Source organism: Hydrogenobacter hydrogenophilus (genome assembly GCF_900215655.1).
Taxonomy (GTDB): Bacteria; Aquificota; Aquificia; order Aquificales; family Aquificaceae; genus Hydrogenobacter; species Hydrogenobacter hydrogenophilus.
Genome location: NZ_OBEN01000001.1, coordinates 419,236 through 438,403 on the forward strand (window position 1 = coordinate 419,236; position 19,168 = coordinate 438,403).

Annotated in this window: 21 protein-coding genes and 1 tRNA gene; 5 read left to right on the forward strand and 17 right to left on the reverse strand. The window is 42.9% G+C overall.

The annotated features are described in order from the left end of the window. Nucleotides 1–25 precede the first annotated feature (25 nt). Genes CP948_RS02315 through hisA form a run of 3 tightly spaced genes read left to right on the forward strand, consistent with a single transcriptional unit; the run spans nt 26 to nt 3,570 of the window. Nucleotides 26–1,723: an NAD+ synthase gene (locus CP948_RS02315; RefSeq protein WP_096600650.1), complete on the forward strand. Its 1,698-nt coding sequence runs from the start codon at nt 26–28 to the stop codon at nt 1,721–1,723. 2 nt (nt 1,724–1,725) lie between these two features. Next, nucleotides 1,726–2,853: an aspartate aminotransferase family protein gene (locus CP948_RS02320; protein WP_096600652.1), complete on the forward strand. Its 1,128-nt coding sequence runs from the start codon at nt 1,726–1,728 to the stop codon at nt 2,851–2,853. A 9-nt stretch (nt 2,854–2,862) separates the two neighbouring features. Continuing rightward, a complete protein-coding gene (gene hisA, locus CP948_RS02325) occupies nt 2,863–3,570 on the forward strand; it encodes a 1-(5-phosphoribosyl)-5-[(5-phosphoribosylamino)methylideneamino]imidazole-4-carboxamide isomerase (RefSeq protein WP_096600654.1) in 708 nt (235 codons plus the stop codon). Here hisA and nusB read toward each other — a convergent pair. From nusB to panC, 3 genes are read right to left on the reverse strand one after another with little or no spacing between them, the layout of a single operon-like run. Next, the gene (gene nusB / locus CP948_RS02330; protein WP_096600656.1) at nt 3,557–3,970 is read right to left on the reverse strand and encodes a transcription antitermination factor NusB; all 414 of its coding nucleotides are present in this window, start codon (nt 3,968–3,970) and stop codon (nt 3,557–3,559) included. The genes hisA and nusB overlap by 14 nt on opposite strands. Next, nucleotides 3,967–4,431, reverse strand: a complete 465-nt coding sequence (gene ribH / locus CP948_RS02335; RefSeq protein WP_096600658.1) for a 6,7-dimethyl-8-ribityllumazine synthase — start codon at nt 4,429–4,431, stop codon at nt 3,967–3,969. Before ribH ends, nusB begins: the two co-directional genes overlap by 4 nt. Then, on the reverse strand, nt 4,418–5,287 hold the full coding sequence (gene panC, locus CP948_RS02340) for a pantoate--beta-alanine ligase (protein ID WP_096600660.1): 870 nt from the start codon (nt 5,285–5,287) through the stop codon (nt 4,418–4,420). The genes ribH and panC overlap by 14 nt, the downstream gene beginning before the upstream one ends. A 35-nt stretch (nt 5,288–5,322) precedes the next feature. Here panC and CP948_RS02345 point away from each other — a divergent pair, with 35 nt between their 5' ends. Next, on the forward strand, nt 5,323–5,892 hold the full coding sequence (locus tag CP948_RS02345; RefSeq protein WP_096600662.1) for a hypothetical protein: 570 nt from the start codon (nt 5,323–5,325) through the stop codon (nt 5,890–5,892). Here the strand turns inward: CP948_RS02345 and rfaE2 are convergent. Continuing rightward, nucleotides 5,871–6,353 (reverse strand): D-glycero-beta-D-manno-heptose 1-phosphate adenylyltransferase, encoded by a 483-nt coding sequence (gene rfaE2, locus CP948_RS02350; RefSeq protein ID WP_096600664.1) that lies wholly within the window; start codon nt 6,351–6,353, stop codon nt 5,871–5,873. The two genes, CP948_RS02345 and rfaE2, sit on opposite strands and share 22 nt — an antisense overlap. A gap of 93 nt (nt 6,354–6,446) precedes the next feature. Between rfaE2 and CP948_RS02355 the strand changes: the two genes are divergently transcribed. After that, a complete protein-coding gene (locus tag CP948_RS02355) occupies nt 6,447–8,630 on the forward strand; it encodes a lipoyl protein ligase domain-containing protein (protein ID WP_096600666.1) in 2,184 nt (727 codons plus the stop codon). On the opposite strand, the gene CP948_RS02360 is transcribed toward CP948_RS02355, so the two are convergent. From CP948_RS02360 to CP948_RS02420, 13 genes are all read right to left on the reverse strand, one after another. Further along, a complete protein-coding gene (locus CP948_RS02360; protein WP_096600668.1) occupies nt 8,622–9,179 on the reverse strand; it encodes a diacylglycerol/polyprenol kinase family protein in 558 nt (185 codons plus the stop codon). The genes CP948_RS02355 and CP948_RS02360 overlap by 9 nt on opposite strands. Continuing rightward, nucleotides 9,173–9,460 carry an isoamylase early set domain-containing protein gene (locus CP948_RS02365; protein ID WP_096600843.1) on the reverse strand — a complete coding sequence of 96 codons (288 nt, stop codon included), beginning with the start codon at nt 9,458–9,460 and terminating at the stop codon, nt 9,173–9,175. Before CP948_RS02365 ends, CP948_RS02360 begins: the two co-directional genes overlap by 7 nt. A gap of 13 nt (nt 9,461–9,473) precedes the next feature. Further along, nucleotides 9,474–9,737, reverse strand: a complete 264-nt coding sequence (locus CP948_RS02370; RefSeq protein ID WP_096600670.1) for a cupin domain-containing protein — start codon at nt 9,735–9,737, stop codon at nt 9,474–9,476. Between the two features lies 1 nt (nt 9,738). Further along, complete coding sequence (gene dut / locus CP948_RS02375) at nt 9,739–10,179, reverse strand: dUTP diphosphatase (protein WP_096600672.1); 441 nt, start codon at nt 10,177–10,179, stop codon at nt 9,739–9,741. 11 nt (nt 10,180–10,190) lie between these two features. Then, a tRNA-Thr gene (locus CP948_RS02380) sits at nt 10,191–10,262 on the reverse strand. After that, nucleotides 10,219–12,339 carry a polyribonucleotide nucleotidyltransferase gene (locus tag CP948_RS02385; protein ID WP_096600845.1) on the reverse strand — a complete coding sequence of 707 codons (2,121 nt, stop codon included), beginning with the start codon at nt 12,337–12,339 and terminating at the stop codon, nt 10,219–10,221. Before CP948_RS02385 ends, CP948_RS02380 begins: the two co-directional genes overlap by 44 nt. Then, on the reverse strand, nt 12,336–12,608 hold the full coding sequence (gene rpsO / locus CP948_RS02390; protein ID WP_096600674.1) for a 30S ribosomal protein S15: 273 nt from the start codon (nt 12,606–12,608) through the stop codon (nt 12,336–12,338). The genes CP948_RS02385 and rpsO overlap by 4 nt, the downstream gene beginning before the upstream one ends. A 31-nt stretch (nt 12,609–12,639) precedes the next feature. Then, the gene (locus CP948_RS02395) at nt 12,640–12,948 is read right to left on the reverse strand and encodes a dephospho-CoA kinase (RefSeq protein ID WP_096600676.1); all 309 of its coding nucleotides are present in this window, start codon (nt 12,946–12,948) and stop codon (nt 12,640–12,642) included. Between the two features lie 20 nt (nt 12,949–12,968). Then, nucleotides 12,969–13,508, reverse strand: a complete 540-nt coding sequence (locus CP948_RS02400; RefSeq protein WP_096600678.1) for a hypothetical protein — start codon at nt 13,506–13,508, stop codon at nt 12,969–12,971. Next, on the reverse strand, nt 13,454–14,368 hold the full coding sequence (locus CP948_RS02405) for a prepilin-type N-terminal cleavage/methylation domain-containing protein (RefSeq protein WP_096600680.1): 915 nt from the start codon (nt 14,366–14,368) through the stop codon (nt 13,454–13,456). The genes CP948_RS02400 and CP948_RS02405 overlap by 55 nt, the downstream gene beginning before the upstream one ends. Next, nucleotides 14,365–14,958, reverse strand: coding sequence for a prepilin-type N-terminal cleavage/methylation domain-containing protein (locus CP948_RS02410; RefSeq protein WP_096600682.1), 594 nt, complete (start codon nt 14,956–14,958; stop codon nt 14,365–14,367). The genes CP948_RS02405 and CP948_RS02410 overlap by 4 nt, the downstream gene beginning before the upstream one ends. Beyond that, entirely contained in the window at nt 14,945–15,424 is a 480-nt protein-coding gene (locus CP948_RS02415) for a GspH/FimT family pseudopilin (RefSeq protein WP_096600684.1), read from the reverse strand. Before CP948_RS02415 ends, CP948_RS02410 begins: the two co-directional genes overlap by 14 nt. Then, nucleotides 15,409–19,167: a pilus assembly protein gene (locus CP948_RS02420; RefSeq protein WP_096600686.1), complete on the reverse strand. Its 3,759-nt coding sequence runs from the start codon at nt 19,165–19,167 to the stop codon at nt 15,409–15,411. The genes CP948_RS02415 and CP948_RS02420 overlap by 16 nt, the downstream gene beginning before the upstream one ends. Nucleotide 19,168: the final 1 nt, after the last annotated feature.

The following is a 19,168-nucleotide window of genomic DNA, read 5'->3' on the forward strand; positions in this document are numbered from 1 at the left end:
TAAATTTGGCTATAATAGTGTCTTTATGGAAGATCACATAAACATCACTTTGGCACAAATCGAGACTACAGTAGGCGATTTGGAGCTAAACGCAAAAAAGATACTAGAAGTGTGGGATGCAGTAGATGAAAATTCTCATATAGTAGTATTTCCTGAACTGGCTCTGTCCGGATATCCTCCCGAAGACATGCTTTTAAGGTGGGATTTTTTGCAGGAATGCAGAAGACAGCTTGAATTTATAGTAAATGCTTCTAAGAAGTTCAAAGCAGTTGGAATAATAGGGACTCCTTTTTACGATGGTGATCTCTACAATTCCGCAGTGGTTATAAAGGGTGGTCGCATGCTATGTGTTTATCACAAGCACTTTTTACCCAATTACTCAGTTTTTGACGAGAAAAGGTACTTTAAAAAAGGAGATGAGGGTGTTATCTTAGAGCTAAATGGGGCGAAGATAGGACTGTCCATTTGTGAAGACATATGGTATCCAGATGGTGTTGAAAGGACATACGCTCTTGCGGGGGTGCACATTCTTGTCAATATTAACGCTTCACCTTACCACGCGGGTAAATACGCATATAAGGAAGCTTTCTTGAAGGCGAGGGCAGAGGACAATCTTTGTTATGTAGTTTATGTAAATATGGTAGGAGGCCAGGACGAACTTGTCTTTGACGGTAGAAGTTTGGTAATTGATCCCACTGGTTTGATATATGCAAGGGCAAAAGCTTTTGAAGAGGATGTGCTTACAGTCAGTTTTGAGCCTAAAAAGGTGAGTAGAAAAAGACTTTTGGATGTGAGACTCAGGGAACAAAAAGCGCATTACCATGTGATTTCTTACCCTATAGAAATGTCCAAAAGGTGCCCTTTTTACACTCCAAGGGTAGAAAAAAGTCCCCAAGGTGAGGAAGAAATATATACCGCCTTGAAGACTGGCTTAAAAGCTTATTTTACAAAAAACCACTTTAACAAGGCAGTTATAGGGCTTTCTGGTGGCATAGACTCCTCCTTGACCGCTTGTTTAGCTGTGGATGCGTTGGGAAAGGATAAAGTAGTAGGTGTTTTTATGCCATCGGCATTTACATCACAAGAAAGCAAGGAAGATGTTTTGGAGCTTGCTGAAAATTTAGGTATAGAGCTTTACGAGTTTCCCATAGACAGTATCTTTAAAAAGTTCAGGGAAGTTCTAAAAGTTGATGACTTTAGTGTAGCAGATGAAAACCTTCAGGCGCGCATAAGGGCAAATTTACTCTTTTACCTTTCCAATAAATACGGGTGGCTCGTTTTGGCTACTTCTAACAAAAGCGAGGTGTCCGTAGGATACACTACCATTTATGGGGACATGGCAGGTGGCTTTGCTCCTTTAAAGGACATTTACAAAACCCTTGTTTATAAGCTGGCTTTCTACAGAAACTCCATAAAAGAAGACATACCAAGAAGAGTTTTTGAAAAACCCCCTTCTGCTGAACTCAGACATGGACAAACAGACCAAGACACCTTACCACCTTACGATCTTTTAGACCGTATTCTCACGCTTTACATCGAAGAAGGACTTTCCCAAGAAGAGATAGTGAAAAAGGGCATGGACGTGCAAACGGTAAAAAGGGTTATAAATATGGTAAAACTTGCAGAGTACAAAAGAAGGCAGGCACCAGTGGGTATAAAGATCACACAAAGAGCTTTTGGTAAGGACTGGAGAATGCCTATAACTAACCTGTGGAGAGAATAAGCATGTATGTGATGCAAACTTACGCAAGGCTTCCTATAAGTTTCGTAAGGGGTGAAGGAGTGTACCTTTTTGATAAGGAGGGTAATAAGTATATTGACTTGGTAGGAGGTATAGCGGTTAATGTGCTTGGTTATTCAGACCAAGACCTTATAAATGCCATATGCGAGCAGTCCCAAAAGCTTATACACGTATCTAATCTTTTTGAAAACCCGTGGCAAGAAGAGGTAGGCAGGCTTCTTGTTGAAAGGTTCTGGACAAAGGGAAGAGTCTTTTTCTGCAACAGCGGTACAGAAGCTAACGAAGCTGCGATAAAACTCGTAAGAAAGTACTTCAGAGAAAGAGGTGAAAGTCGCTACAGGATCATAACTTTTTATAACAGCTTTCACGGAAGGACTTACGGAAGCATGTCAGCAACTGCTCAGGAAAAAGTGCACAAAGGGTTTGAGCCACTACTTGATGGTTTTGATTACGCCATTTACAACAACTTTGATTCTGTTATTAACTTGCTCAATAAAGCTACTGCGGGTATTATGGTGGAAATAATTCAAGGAGAAGGTGGTGTAAGAGTTGCACACTATGAATTCCTTCAAAAGATCCAACAGCTGTGCAAGGAAGAAGGTTTGCTTCTTATAGTGGATGAGGTACAAACGGGCATGGGTAGGACTGGTAGTTTTTTTGCATACGAACACTTTGACTTAAAGCCTGACATAGTCACTCTTGCAAAAGGTCTGGGGGGTGGCTTTCCCATAGGTGCTCTTATAGCGCGCGAAAAGGTGGCAGAAGCCTTTTCTGTAGGTTCTCACGGTTCAACCTTCGGAGGAAACCCCTTGGCGTGTGCGTGTGCAAAGGTAGTTATAAACAAAGTATCTACGCTTTTAGACCATGTAAAAGACACAGGAGCATACTTTAAGAAGGGTCTTGAAAACTTAAACAGAGGAAAGGTGAGAGGTATGGGGCTCATGTTGGGATTGGACTTGGAAAGAGACTGCGGGCCTATAGTAAAAAGAGCCTTAGACTTAGGACTTGTAATTAACTGCACAGCAGGAAGCGTTTTGAGATTTGTTCCTCCCCTGATTATACAGAAAGAGCACATAGATAGAGCACTCTTTGTGCTTGATAAGTTGGTGTAAAATATTGCTGTGGATCTGAAAGCTTTTATTATCCCTGCTATAGACATAAAAGATGGTAAATTGGTAAGGCTTTTCAAGGGAGACTTTGAGAAGTCAAAGGAATACGGACTTTCACCTGAAGATGCAGGAAGGCTCTTTGAAGAAGCGGGTTTTAAAAAACTGCACTTGGTGGACTTAGACGGAACCCTTGAGGGAGTTCCCCAAAATCTTCGGACTATAAGAAAGTTAAGGAAGGTATTTTCCGGAATTATACAGGTAGGCGGAGGCATAAGAAACACAGACACTTGTAGATTGCTTGATGAAGAAGGTATAGACCTCTTTGTTGTGGGGACTGTTGCAGTAAGAGAGCCAGAAGTTTTTGAGAAGATGGTAAGCACCTTTCCCGGCAGAGTGATTCTGTCTGTAGATGCAAAGGGTGGTAAAGTTGCCATAGGTGGATGGAAAGATAATACACCGCTGAGCCCTGAAGAACTTGCTAAGCGCTACGAAAACACATCTCTGTGGGGATATCTCTACACTAACATAGACAAAGATGGAAGCCTTGAAGGTGTAGACCCAGGAATATACATAAGTTTCAAAAGGTTTGCGAAAAAACCCCTTTTGGCATCTGGTGGCGTTTCATCCTTAGAAGATGTAAAGAAGCTCTTGGGTGTTGCAGACGGCGTCGTTATAGGAAAGGCTCTTTATGAGGGCAAAATAGACCTTACGACTCTTTAGAAAGTTTTGCCACCTTACCTAGGATGCCGTTTACAAACTTTGCAGGCTCTTTACCTGCATACTTTAGTGTAAGCTTTACATAGTCATAAATGGTTAGGTTAAGTTTTTTTGTACCTATAAAAAGGATCTCTGCAATAGCTACGCGAAGTATGTTTCTCTCTATGTATCCCAGCCTGTCTATATCCCATTCTTCGCTGAACTGAGATATTACGCTATCTATTTCCTTCGCTTTTTGTATGTAAGTCCTTACCAATTTCCTTATATACCTCCTGTGTTCTGGATGTTTTATGTTGTTAGATTGTATGTATTCTTCCATAAGCTGTTCTAAGTTATCCCCCTTTATATCCCACTGATACAGTATTAGAAAAGCGTCTCTCCTTGCTTTCTGTTTGTATATCATCTAAGACTTTTCAAAAGGTTTGCCATCTCTATGGCAGAGAGTGCTGCCTCCCAACCTTTGTTTCCGTGCTTCGTTCCTGCTCTCTCTATAGCTTGCTCCAACGAATCTGCGGTAATGATCCCAAAAGATACAGGTTTCCTCACCTCAAGGCTAATAAGAGCCAGACCTTTGGAAACCTCGCTGGCTATGTAATCAAAGTGCGGTGTCTGCCCCCTTATAAGAACACCCAGAGCTATGACTGCATCTATGTCTTGTTTTAGAGCCATCTCTTTGGCAATAAGAGGTATTTCCCAAGACCCTGGCACTCTTGCAATATGTATATTATCCTGTGAACCTCCGTGTCTGACGATGCAATCTACAGCGGACTCAATAAGTCTGTCTACCAAAAGGTGATTAAACCTACTGGCAACTATACCAAACCTTATGCCTTCTGCGCTGAGCATACCTTCATACTTCTTCATAACTGAGCCTCCAGTTATCTATTAATCTCGTATTCCCTATCCATACCGCTACCAGTATTCTATCTCCCTGAGAAACCTCACCTTCCTTTATATTGAAATCCTCATCTACTATTTCCACATAGTCTATTTTCTTCACATGAGGATGCTTACTTATGTACTCCCTTATTGCCTGTTTTAGATCGTTGGCGTTGGTGTTTCCTGCTTTAAAGAGTTTTTGTGCTATAAGAAAAGACCTATATATGGAAAGAGCAGATTCCCTTTCGTTCTCTTTCAGATAAGTGTTCCTTGAACTTAGAGCGAGTCCATCTTTGTCTCTCACTGTAGCCACAGGCACGATCTCTACTGGATAAGATAAGTCTTTGACCAATCTCTGGATAAGTTTCAGCTGCTGAAAGTCCTTCTCTCCAAAATAAGCCCTGTCGGGATGTACTATGTTAAGAAGTTTAAGCACAACCAAAGCAACACCGCTAAAATGCCCAGGACGAAAGGCACCTTCAAGTACATCGCTTATTCCTTCAACCTCTATTCTTACTTTTGGTTTTTCTGGATACATCTCTTCGTCAGTGGGGGCAAACACTACATCCACTCCTGCTTCTTCACACATGGCTAAGTCCCTTTCTAAGTCTCTCGGATAGCGTTGGTAATCCTCCTCGGGACCAAACTGAAGTGGGTTTACATAGATACTAACAACAGTAATTTCATTTTGTAGCTTGGACTTCTTTATAAGTTCCATGTGTCCTTCGTGCAAATATCCCATAGTAGGAACAAGTCCTATACTATGGGCATTTCCCGCAGAATTTTTTATATCTCTTATAAAATTTTTTACATCCTTGACTTTTCTGAATAGTGTAGGCATTCCATCTCTCCTTTGAGGGAGTAAAATTATAACACATGTTTTCAAAAGGTAAAGTAATAGTACTCAAAAGGCTAATCGTGAGCGATGAGGACCTCCTTGTAAAAATTTACGGTTGGGGTGGAATCATGAACCTATTCGTAAAAGACGGCGCTGTAGGCAATTACTTAGGTGTGTTTGAACCTTTTAACCTGCTTGAACTTACATACAAACAGTCAGGAGAAATAGTAGTTCCCCTGGACGTAGGCAGTGTGGAGTACTTATCTTATTTAGCCTTAGAAGACTACGAAAGGTATGTCTGGATGTGTGGTCTTACAAACTTTTTCCTCAGGTGGATAAGGCATTATGACCAGCAGTTGTTTAACATATTCCTTACCTACCTATCCGCTAAAGTCACAAACAAGAGCGTATTTTTTCTGAAATTTAAACTGGAGATTCTCAAAGCTATGGGACTTTATAAAGACATCATTTTTGAAAAAGACATAAGACAAGCAGTCAAAACTATTGCAGAAGGTTCTTGGATTCTCTTGGAAAGAATAAAACTAAGCAAAGGTATAGCGCAGAAGATAGACAGTGCTATAGAAACTCATCTGGAACATTCTCTGTAGGAGGATAGTATCCTGTCTATTATCTTACTTGTGGATACGTTGAAGAAAAACTCTATTCTCTCCACCCTTCCTCCGTAAGACAACACCGTATCCGCTCCTACTATTTCTTCTGTTTTCCAATCAGAGCCCTTCACTAAAATGTGGGGTTTTATAAGTTTTATGATCTTCTCGGGTGTATCTTCATGAAAGATTACTACATAGTCAACTGGTTTTAAACTGTCCAAAAGATATGCCCTCATACTTTCTGGGATAATGGGTCTTTTCTCTCCTTTTATCCTCTTAACAGATTGGTCGGAATTTATGCCTACCACCAACACATCTCCCAACTCTTTGGCTCTTCTTAGGTAGTAGGCGTGTCCCGCATGCAAAATGTCAAAACAGCCGTTAGTGAAAACTATCTTCTTTCCCTTCTTTTTCTCGTTTTCAATTACCTCTAAAAGCTCTTCCAAACTTAGTATCATAGTGTTGAATATGCTATCACAAAAATGAGACTAATCATAAAGACTTTAAAAAATACTTTATAAAATTTGATTTTACGGCAGGAGGTATGCAATATGTGGAGAGTTGTATATACAGGACAAAGGCCCCACTACGAAAATATAGCCCTTGACAGGGTTATGCTTGATCTAAAGGCTGAGGGGAAAATACCTAACACTATAAGGTTTTTGCAATTCAAACCCGAGTGCGTCCTTGTAGGTTTCCATCAGTCAGTAGAGGAGGAGGTAAGGACAGAGTATACCCAAAGAGAGGGTATACAGGTTGGAAGGAGAATAACAGGAGGAGGAGCCATATACTTTGATGAGCTTCAGATAGGTTGGGAAGTTATAGCGGACAGAAGGGACATAAAAGGGGGTAGCTTTGAGGAGATCACAGCAAAAATATGCAATGGTGTGGCAAGGGGACTCAGAAAGCTGGGAATAAACGCAAGCTTCAGACCCAGGAACGACATAGAAGTAGAAGGTAGAAAGATATCAGGAACGGGTGGTGTTTTTGAAGGAAGTGCCTTCCTTTATCAGGGGACACTGCTTGTGGACATGAATGTAGAGAGAATGCTTAAATCTCTTCAAATACCTGTTGAAAAGCTAACATCCAAAGGCATAAAATCAGCAGAGGACAGGATAGAGTGGGTCAAGCGCCTTTTGGGATACATTCCCCCAAAGGAGGAAGTCTTTTCTGCTATACTGCAAGGTCTTGCTGAGGAGCTGGGAATCACTTACAGCTGGGGGGATCTTACAGATGAGGAGCTAAAGCTCATGGAGGAAAAAAGGGATTACTTTGCCAGCGAAGAGTGGATATACCATGTGAAGTCCTCTGCAAAGGACAGTGATGTGCTCTTTGGTATACACAGATGTCCGGGTGGTACTTTTAGGGTATCCGTAAAGTTAGATACAAAGACTAAGGTATTAGAGCAAGTCATCATAAACGGAGACTTTTTCGTAAAACCTCAGAGACTCATCTACGACCTTGAAGCTTATCTGAAACACACGCCACTGCAAGATGTGGAGAAAAGGATAAGAGAGTTTTTTGAAGGAAGGGATTGGGAAGCTTTGAACCTAACTGTGGATGATTTTATAAATGCTGTAATGTTTCCCATTAGGAAAGCAGAAGGCTTGGATTTAGGTCTTGAAAAAAAAAGGCTCAATAACATAATAGCCAGTATAGGTGGTGGGCTAAAAGAAAATCTGCAAAAAGCTAAGGTCATGCTCCTTCCTTACTGTGCTAAGCCCAGATGGTGCGATTATAGACACCTTGATGATTGTGGAGAGTGTGGGGGATGCAGTGTAGGAGATGCTTACAGGTTAGCTTATCAGAAGGGTATGATACCCATAACTATAACATCCTTTGAGCTTCTAAGAGACACTCTTTTGTGGTGTGCACAAAACGGCTACACATACATAGGCCATTGCTGTTATGAGTTTTACGAAAAGAGGTACGAGATATTTTCCAAGGCTTCTGAGCAAGGTGCTAATGGTGTTCTCTTTGACATAGTAGGTACTACTTGCTACAGCTTGGGTGTAGAAGAAGAAGAAAAGGCTTATCACGGAGAATTTACCGTTGAACTGGATTTGATAAAGGAAGATATGTACAGGGTAATGTCCCTAAAGCCAGATGTGGATACTCAGACCCAAAAGGTAAAAAGAAGAAACTTTGACTTTTCTCCAAACTTTGTGGATTTCAAGCCTTCTTATTACAAGAAACCTAAGGCGGTGCCTACACCTGAAGAGGACATGACAAGAACCTCCATGCAAAAGGAAGTATTCAAAGGTGAAGCCACCATCGGTGATCAGTCTGTGTCTTTTAGGTCTGCGGTGGAATTGCTCGTCAAGTGGATAAAGTCTGCAGAAAACCCCACTGTGGTGATAGGTCCTCTGCTCTTTTGGGATTGGCAGGAAGAAGAACTACTACAGAAAGGCAGAGTGCTAAGAGAGATCATAGAGAAGGTGGGAAGGTTTAATGTGAAAGTGCTCCCAGATTACAGACCCAAGCTTAAAAAGTACGACCCTTCAGTAGAAATGGATCCGCCTAATCCTCATCACGCAATACTTCACGGAAAGCACGACCTTACCATATTGGTAGGAGTTCATTGCTACAGAACTGACTTTGTAATAAGGCTCCTAAAAAAGCACACTGATACAAAGGTAGTTGCCCTATGCGGTCTTTATGGACATCCATCCGCGGACCTCTCCACAAGCTTTACAGATGCACAAAAGCTTGAAGAGATCCTCAAGCTACTTTAATACAAAGCACACAAAACTTCCTGCAATAGGTAGTGTAAAGTTGTCATCTAACCTCAAAGGAAGGAGCTCTACTGTAGCACCTACTAAAGAAACTACCAGAGCCCTTTCAACCCCAAGAAGAAAGTAAAGCACTAAGAGAGTAGAAAAGAAAAAAGCTAAAGAACCTTCTAAGGTTTTTCCCCAGAGCATTATCCTTCCCATTTTAGTACCTATAAGACTGGAAAAGGCATCACCCACCGCAAGAAGTAGCACACCTATAATAGCACACTCTCTTCCAAATAGTAAAAAGCTAAGAGCAATGCCCAAGTTAGCCCACAGAGCCTGAATACCCGGCTTTTGTAGGTTCTTTTCTCTTTCAAAGTAAAACACGATGCGATAAAGCGTGGAAAAAAACTTTATTCCTATTCTGTTGACCAAAAGCAGGTTTAGGATGATGACCATCAAGAAGCTAAGAATAACAAGCCATGTAGGGAAGAACTTCAAGGGTATAAGCCACAAGCTTATGGCTAAAAGGTGAAAAATTTTCCTCCTAATTTCAAGGTTCAGCATATAACCACACTGTCAGTGGAGCCATAGGGGTTTGGTACATAGCGGTCCGCTTGCGGATCATTTTCCCATATATGACCGTCTATAAGATACTTAAACCTATACTCTCTGCCTTTTTTTAGTCTCTTAGTTATCCAAAAACTGCCATCTCTTTTACTTTTCATGGTTTCTGGAGTCCAGTTGTTCCACTCTCCTACAATCTCCACCTTGCTCGCTTTCTCAAACTTGACATTGAAGGTCACTACACAAACCCCCTGTTTTTCCAAGTAAGTTTTCTTGATCATGGCATGAACCTCCTTATTTTCTACTTCCACAGAGGTATTTTACACCCTCCTCTGTTTTTGCCCAGTGGCGCGTCCCTGCTGGAACTTCTAACATATCACCAGCTTTTAGGTGATAGACTCCCTTTTCTGTGCCTATGATTATGGAGCCTTCAAGGACAAGCCTTACCTCATCCTCCTGATGTGTGTGCCAACCATAGTAGGTCCCTGGGGGATCTTCCCACAGGTATATGTTCTTGTAGCCCAATTCTTTGAGTTTCCTTTTTGCATCTTGTAGCATCTCACACACCCGTTGAGCCAAAACCGTTAGGACCCCTTTCCGTGGGTGTCAGTTCCTGCACCTCTTCCAGCAGGACCCTGACCACTGGACATATCACCATCTGAGCTATCCTGTCTCCTCGCCTTACGACAAATTCTTCCTGGCCTAAGTTTATAAGCACTACCTTTATCTCTCCCCTGTAGTCCGCATCCACTGTACCCGGAGAGTTAAGAAGGGTAATGCCGTATTTCAGAGCTAAACCACTCCTTGGTCTTATTTGAGCTTCAAAACCTTCTGGTAGTTCTATGGCTATACCCGTAGGTATGGCTTTCCTTTCCATGGGTTTTATGATGACTGGCTCTTCAACAGCAGCCATAAGGTCAAACCCCGAGGCGTACTCTGTTGCGTAGTAAGGTAGAGGAAGGTCCTTTGCGTGTGGTAATCTCTTTATCCTCACCTTCATATCATCCCTCAAGCCGGCGGTGGGACTTGAACCCACGACCTAGGCATTACGAGTGCCTCGCTCTGCCACTGAGCTACGCCGGCTTTCATCTAAACCTATATTGGTTAGCTTTGCCCTTCCTTGCTCATCCACTTCCAGCACCTTTACCTTTATAGTATCCCCTACACTGAAAGCTGTTCTTACGTCTTTTACATAGCCTTCCATCTTGCTAACATGCAAAAGCCCTATCTTACCCGGCATTAGCTCCACAAAAACACCGTAAGGTTCCACCCTGGTTATCTTTCCTTCGTAAACCTTTCCTACCTCTACATCCTTTATGAGGTTTTCTATCATCTCCTTTGCGGAATCTATGGCAGACTTGGATGGTGCAGTGAGTGAAACCTTTCCACCCTCAAGCACCCATACGGTGGTACCTGTTTTTTCTTTTATTTCCTTGACAGTTTTACCACCAGGACCTATGATGAGCATGGTTTTCTCTTCAGGTACTGTTATGATCTCTATCCTGGGTGCGTTGGGTGGTAGCTCTTTTCTTGGCTCTGGTATAGCTTGATACATCTTTTCTAAGATGTAAAGTCTTCCCGCTTTTGCTTGCATAAGAGCTTCTTTCATTATCTCCTTTTTGAGTCCCTTTATCTTTATGTCCATCTGTACGCTGGTGATACCGTCCTTTGTGCCAGCTACCTTAAAGTCCATGTCTCCAAGCTGGTCTTCATCCCCCAATATGTCCGAAAGGATCACATAGCTATCACCTTCCATTATAAGACCCATGGCTATGCCTGCCACATGCTTTTTTATGGGTACGCCCGCATCAAAAAGGGCTAAAGAAGCTGCACACACAGTAGCCATAGATGTGGAACCGTTTGACTCAAGTATGTTGGATACTACCCTTATGATGTAGGGGAAGTCTTCCTCTGAAGGTATTAGGGGTTCTATAGCCCTTTCCGCCAAAGCTCCGTGTCCTATTTCCCTCCTCCTTGGGGGACCCCACGGTCTTGCCTCTCCCGTAGAGAAGGGAGGAAAGTTGTAGTGAAGCATAAACCTCTTGAAAACTTCTCCTTCGTAAATACTCTCTACAAGCTGAGCTTCTTGTGGAGAACCAAGCGTAACCGTTGCAAAGGCTTGCGTTTGACCCCTTGTAAATATGGCACTTCCGTGAGGCCTTTCAAAAGGTCTTATTTCTATGCTAATAGGTCTTATCTCGTCAGGCTTTCTGCCGTCTATTCTTCTACCTTCCTTTAGAACCATCTGTCTCATAAGCCTGCTAATAAGCTTCTTGTAGTGGTATGAGAGCTTGAAGTGAAGTTCCTCAGGTATCTGGTGCAGTTCTATGAACTCTTTCAGTATGGCGGAGGTTCTTTCTTTTCTCTGCCTTTTGTCTTGTATTTCAAAGGTTTCAAGTAAGAGCTTAGTGCAGTATTCTTCCAAAAGTTTCTTTATGTCTTGAGGTATCTCAATCCCCTCAAAAGTCATCTTTTCTACACCCGCTTTGCTCCTTAGCTCTTCCTGAGCTGATATAAGGGACTGACCTATATCAAGACCAAAGTAGAGAGCATTAGCGAAGGTTTCCTCATCTACTTCCTTTGCACCACCTTCTACCATAACTATACTGTCTTTGCTTACCGCTAAAAGAATTTCCATATCCGCCTTTTGTCTCTCTTCGTAGGTGGGGTTTGCGACGAACTTCCCATCTACCCTACAGATTCTGAGCCCAGCTATAGGACCATCAAAGGGTATTCTTGATATGTGAAGAGCAGCGGATGCACCTGTTATTGCAAGTGCATCAGGATCATACTTGTCATCTGCAGACAGAGTAAGAGCGGTTATTACAACATCGTGAAAAAACCCTTCGGGAAAAAGAGGTCTTATAGGCCTGTCTATTACCCTTGAGACGAGAATTTCCCTTTCTGTAGGTTTGCCCTCGCGTTTTACAAAACCTCCGGGAATTTTGCCCCATGCAGAAGCTTGTTCTCTGTAATCAACAGAAAGAGGCATAAAGTCTATGTTTTGCTGTGGTTCTTCGGAAACTACTGCAGTAACTAATACAGCAGTTCCCCCTTGCCTTACAACCACCGCTCCGTCTGATAACTTGGCATAATGGCCTGTTTCTATAATCAGTGGGTCTTTGTCTTCCTCCAGCTTAGCGATAACTCTGTGCATCATCTCACCTTTAGACCAAGCTTTTGGACAATCTCCAAATACCTTTTGTAGTCAGTAGCTTTAAGGTACTCTAAGTGTCTCCTCCTTGCGTGTATCATGGCAATAAGTCCTCTCCTTGAATGGACATCTTTTTTGTTTTTCTTCAGATGTTCTGTGAGTCTGTTTATTCTCTCGGTAAGTACCGCTATCTGCACTTCTGGAGAACCTGTGTCTTTTTCGTGTCTCTGAAAACTCTTTATGATCTCTTGCTTCTTCTCTTTTGGCAATGCCATCTTTTACCTCCTTCAAACTTAATATTATATATCAACCACCACCGTATTCTGACTGCTCTATCTCTGTAGTAAACTCTTCTATCATGGCAGTTATCATGCTTGCCACTTCTTTTATGTCTTTATCTAAGTAATACTCAAAAAGTTCTATCTTTCTTTCGTGAAAGTGCTCATCATTTATGTAGTATCTTATAAGCACATAAGGTATCTCTTTTTCGTGATGGAAGTTGGGCTCACCTGGCAGGATCACGTTCACCTCAATGTCAGGATTAGTGCTGTAGCTGTTTTCAAAGTAGTCTTTAAGTTCCTTAAGTTTTTGCTCATATTCTCGCCAGTTTTTCATAGATTTTATTTTACACCTTTTTATGGTGTATAGACCGCCTCTATGCGTGCGTTATGCAGACCTTGTGGATCATTTACTTCCGATATTATGGAGAATATGAAACCTTTGTTGCCGGGTGGCAGTTTGCTGTAAGCCACACCTGTGATGGCATAACCAGAAGGTGGTCTATAACCCGCAAAGCACACTCTTACATTATTGTTAAACACACCCGAATAGCCCTTTAGCCTAAATTGAAGGCGTATATTACAACAACAGTTGTAGGTTAAAGACCCGGAAGAAGGACATGGTGGAGTTCCATCGGGACAGGACTGATTGTAAACTATCCTGTCAAAAACATCGCTGGTTATGGCGTAGTTTACCCCAGATATGGCAGCTTCCCTTGCGGAGGAATAAGTTCTTACCGCTTCAGCGCTTTCAAAGAGTCTTGTTAGCATAAAGTACAAACCACCCAAAACAATTAGCACTATAACCGCAGTTATAAGTGCGGATATAAGGGCTACACCTCTTACCTTATGTACCTTATGTTTTTCAATGGTATGTCCACCTCTACCGTTGACCATCTGTAATACCTCCAATCTGCTGATGGAATGGGTACGGGTCCTCCACAATTTGCGCCAAAGTTGTTTATGTTTGCCTGAGTGCTTTGTCTTGAACCCACCTGCATCATTATGCAGAGTCTTATACCATAAAGGTTATTTATGTCAGAATTAGGTACGTAGTCCAAATAACCTTGGCTTGTTATGTACCTTACCCTAAAAGCTCCTACGCAATCCACGAGGGGTTGAGGCGAGTCCGAACCAACCCCCTTAAAAAGGGTAAGTGTTCCGTTAGCGCATAGCTTGGACGCGTTGGAGCTTGTGTTAAGGTAATACCGCGTGACAAAGTCTGCAGGATAGTTATACACATCTACATAAAATACCAGAGCACTGGCACAGTCTGAGGTTATGTCTCTTTTTGATATGGGTTCAAGACAGATAACTTTTGAGGTGTCTGTGGGTAGCCCCCAGTTTGCGCTTGAGCAAGGTCTAAAAAGATAATCTCTTGCCTGTGTGGTGATGTTTTTGTTTTGGTCTGTTATTCCCCAACATCCTATGGAAGTGTCCTGTCTTGTGGCAAGGCTAAGAAAGTCTATTTCACTACCGTTTATTGCTACGACTGCGTTGGAGTTTCGGACATCAGAGAGATTTGTGCCGTTATTTAAAACTACGAGCCTGCTTCTATCTATACCAAAACCCACCGTTGAGAGCTCCATCACCAAGTTAGAGACTATGAACTGCACATCTTGCTCTTGCTTTGCTACTAATGCCTGAGATGTGCCCTTTTGGAATATGTCCCTGAAGGCATAAAAAACTCCCCCTGAGATAATAAGGAGTATGGCAATGCCTATTAAAAGCTCCACAAGGGTAAATCCTTTCCTCATGGCTTCCTCTTTATAAGAAGACTGCTTTCGTACTTGTAGCGCCTGTCTATAGGGCTAAAGTACCATGCGGTTATTCCGTAAGCTCTGCCCATTTCCGCACCACCCGTAGCGGTAATGGTTGCCACGGTTAAAGCGGTATAAACCCTTCTATTACCCACAAGGCTGTAGGTGGTAGGATGCGGATAGTTATTGCAGGTTAAGTTTGCTATGGTTGGTCCTACCCAAAGCCAACTTGCGGTGCTCAAAGGAGCACTGCTGTAGTTATTGTTATTTCCGCTGTAAGGATCGTAAAAGTCGGGTATGCCATCGCCATCACTGTCTATGTTTTCAAAACTACACTGATTAGTGGAAAGATCGCATACCGCACTTCCAAAAGAGTATCCCACAGGTGAGCACGAAGCATTATAAGGCAGGCTTTCCAAGTATCCACTCCAGTCTTTCACCGCTTTGTCCATAAGGTCCTTCATCCTCGCATCTATAGAGAACTGTATGTACTTGATAAGCCCAGCCAGAAAGCCTATCATCACAAACATCAGGATCAGCATAGCTATGAGAAGCTCTATAAGGCTAAAGCCCTTATTGGGTTTCATACCTTATCCTCCCAAACCTGTCAATGTATACTGTCCTTTTGCTTCCCGCACTGTTTTGCAAAACTACCGAGCACATACCAAGGCCGCAGGTTGAATTTCTCGGATAGCCCTTTTTATCAAAGGTGATAGTGTTGCAACCGCTTGCAGGCAGAAGGCTCACCCCGGGTTCCGCATTGAAGACCCTAATCCCTTCACCTGCGTCAAACTGGCAGTTATAATTATCATCTCTAAAAAGCGTGTAAGTATTACCCGAGATAAAAACACCCCAAGTCCTCTGTCCCCTTCCTGTCATAGCGTATAAACGTGCAGTTTCGTAAGCGCTCATAAGACCATCTGTTGTGGCTTTTAGTCGCTGGTTTAGGACCAAGTTTCTTAGCCACAAAAAGGCAAAGCCAGAGAGTATCAGAAGGATTACTATGGTTATAAGAAGTTCCGTAAGAGTAAAGCCTTTTACTTTTCTATCCATAGCAAGAACCTACCTTCGTAATTTGAAGTTGCTTGTTGGGGAACTTTAACTATAACACCCGTAGAGACTTGCAGGAAGGCTTGGAACTCTTTACCAGAGCCTGCGGTGATCTGGAAGGGCTGTCCGAAGGGTGGCACACCCCTGCCTATGTCAACAGACTGCTGTACTTGATTACCTACGATCGCATAAGGAGATAGCACAGTAGGTCTTGGGAAGGGTGTTCCACTCTTGTAGTAAAGAGAATAAAGCTTTGAGCTTCCCTCCATAGCGCACATGTCCTGAGGTAGCACCGCAGAAAGTACATTTACCACACCACCAAACACCATAGGCTGGGAGTAGATAGCCTCATTGTTTAGCCTTATGTACCATCCTACAGGAACCTCTGGAGGTATAGTACCTTGGGCATCTGTCACCACCGTTCTTAGCCCGCATCCACTTGAGTCGCATATGCACATCTGGCTATATGATGTAGGCGTAATTGCCGTAGTTTGTCCTGTAACATCAGTGAGTGCACTTAGAGTTGTTGATCCAGTGCTGTTCCAGTATAGGTCCTTAAATCCCACAAGGTAGTTGGTGTAGGTTATATTTTTGTCTGCGTTGCTCAGATACTTACCCGTACCAAAAAAGACCCAGAAGTTTCCGTTTTCATCAAGAGTGTAGTTTGGCGCTCCAAAAACTGGTGCAGGAGAGGAGCCAAAGCTAAAGGCTTGGCTCACTGTCCAACTGCTGAGGTTTAGCCTGTAGAGAGCTCCAAACACACCCCCCGAAGATCCACTGCCGTAAACCCCAAAGTATGCCACATCATCAGTGTAGTCGTTATTTACATCCACAGGCATGATATCTCCTATTGCTACACTGGCACCGCTTACCGGGACATTTACAGTTCGTGCCAAGCTACCATCATTCAGGTTAAAGACAAATATCTTTGCGTTGCTGATGTAGGTTTCCCCTGTGTTGCTGTCTATGTTTGTAGGACCACTACCTACAAGCACATACCAGTTGTTGCCCACCTTTGCCACCGCTGGGAAGGAGAGGGTAAGAGTGTTGTCAGGGAGTTGCTTTTCCCAGAGGAGAACAGGTTGTCCGCTAAGGTTGTTGTTTAGCCAGTCTGTTAGGTCAAGCACAAACACAGAGGAGCTAAAGGTTCCTGCAAGAGTGTCTATAGATTTACCACCAAAACCCATAGCACCTACAAGAATGGTGCGCCACTGATTGTTTATCTTTGCATCAAGGATCATCATCCTGTAGTCCACAGTGGGCACATGGCAGTAATTGGGGTTTCCATACCACAGAAGGTAAGGTATGGCGGACTTAGGGACAAAAGCAAACTCCTCTTTTCCTACCAAGTTGTTGTTGCTATCAGTTTTGGAATTTACCAGACTTATAGGATTGTTAGGGTCTCCCGTCTGATTTATGTACCCTATCCTGAAGATATGGAGCATGCCATCGTTGGCGGATATAGCAGCAATGACAGGTCTGCTTTTGTATTGATCTGAGTTTATGTATTGGTAGTAGCTAAGGTCGTTGTACTTGAAGTGATAGTTCATAAGAGGGTCTGGTCCTGCAATGGCTGGGCTGGAGCTTATAATGTCTCCCAGCTTCCAAACCTTACTGCCAGACATTCCCAAAGCGGAGCAAAAGTCTTCCACGCTCACGGTCCTCGTTCTCTGAATATATGGATAGTTGCAACCAGAGGGATTATCCTCACCCCGCAGATACCTTATGATACAGCTTGCATCTGCAGAAACACAGCTTCCTCCACCAGAGCAATCACCGTTATTCCTGCATAGCACAGAAGGGTCATTGCTACAAACTTTCCAAATGTTTGCAAAGTAGCTCGCCTCTCCTGTGGTTAAAGAGGTTAGAACTCCATCTTTGTTGTAATAGATGTTCCTGTCTGATGGATTTGTGTTGGCAAGGTAGCATCCACCATCAAATACAGGGGCAAGCTCATTTATACTCTTTGTCCCACTTGTGGTGCAAGTGGATATGTTGGTTATCATAGCTGCTTTTGTTTGGTTTTCGTTTGTGTCAAAGAAAAGTTGGAATATGGTATCTACCGCAAGGTTCAAAACTTTGTTTAGATTGGTATCCTCACGAAGATTTTGCATGGTATCTACCCAGAAGGCTTTAATAAAACCAAGCCAAGAGACCTGAGTGCCATCAGATCTTACATAGCTGGGTAAAAAGTAAGGCTGAACCACTACCTGAGACACGCTTGACCTTCCTGCCAGAGTAGCAACAGTAGAGCCAGAAGAGACACGCTTGAGTATATCAAGTATGGCACTAAGTATGGCATTCTTTATCTGGTTTGCATCCGATGCTGAGTAGAAAGTGTCTGGAAGTCCATCGGAGTTTTTATCCCAATCTGGAGAAGAAGGCGGAAGAGGAGTACATCCGCTACCCTTGCCATAGCCACAGTCATCCATATTACAAGTGCCCTGTGGGTATCCTGACAAGCCATCTGGCCAATTTCGTCCTGCTGTGTCAAAAGAGCCATACATGGAAACATTCTTTAAAGACAGCTCTCCTGTCCCACCCAAGAAAAGACCTATACCGTATATAGCTTCCACCTTTGAGTTTATACCTGTTGGTGCGTTGGTAAAACCCTTTTTATGAAGCCAATAAGCGGGGACTACGGGGTCTGCAGAATACTGTTCAAAACCATAATCTATAGTGCATGCAAGACCAACATTGTTAGGTGGACCTCCTATATTCCACTGTCCATCAGTCATGAGGATCACGAAGTTTTTGGCACAGGGAACGAGCTTAAGCTCACTTCCTTGACATTGGTTATCACCGTTTAAATCAAAACATTGATACATAGGGTTTCTCCATTGATCTCCTCCACCTTGTTGAGGTTTGAGTCCTCCATACTGTGGATTTTGTTGTGCAAAATAGTTATAAGTATCCCATAGGGCTGGAGCTGTAGGCGTACTGCCAGAGGGATATTCTTGATTTATTGCAGTTATTGTGTTTTTGTATGGATTTAGAGCATCATAGCTGTTGCTTCCGGTAAAGTCTCCTATGTACACGCTGGCATTTCCTCTTACACCATAACCACTGAAGAACATAACCCCCATGCGTGGCTTGAAGGAGAGGTTTTTGAGCTGGAACAAGAGCGCAGAATTTATCCTGTTCCATGGAACTCTTACCCTCACACCAGTGGTTGATTTAAGTATGCATCCATAACTGTCGCAACTTACACTACTTCCAGGCATTCCATAAGTTTCTGGATCACAATTCTTTATATTGTTCTGTGGTGCCTTGTTATTTACTTGTGGACAGCTATCAGGAGTTCCGCCCGTGAGAGCCCACCTCACAAGGTCTATGCGACTCATGTAAAGAAAGTTAAGACAGTTACCTTGATAGATATTATTTGTGTCAATACCACTTTGTGTTTTTGGACAGGCTGCTGGCGTTCCTGTAGTTTCTTCCCAGTAGCCTTGTGATGAATTGTATCTGTAGACTTTACTGGGGTCAAAGTATCCTTCTTCTGTGCCTGTATAAGTCCCGCCACAGCCGGAAGAAGAGGAACAACAGCCACTCTTATCACTTTTGGGATTGTACGCGCACCAAGACATGGACCCGCTTACATCTATAAGAAGCATCACGTTTGGTGAAACCGCCTGTCCCACATAGGGTGGAACATAGCAGTAGTTAGTCATGCTGGCTGCATTCACCTGAGGGCTTCTTATAAAAGCCAGTGTGATCAAGGATAATACAAACAACAGCCTCCTCATG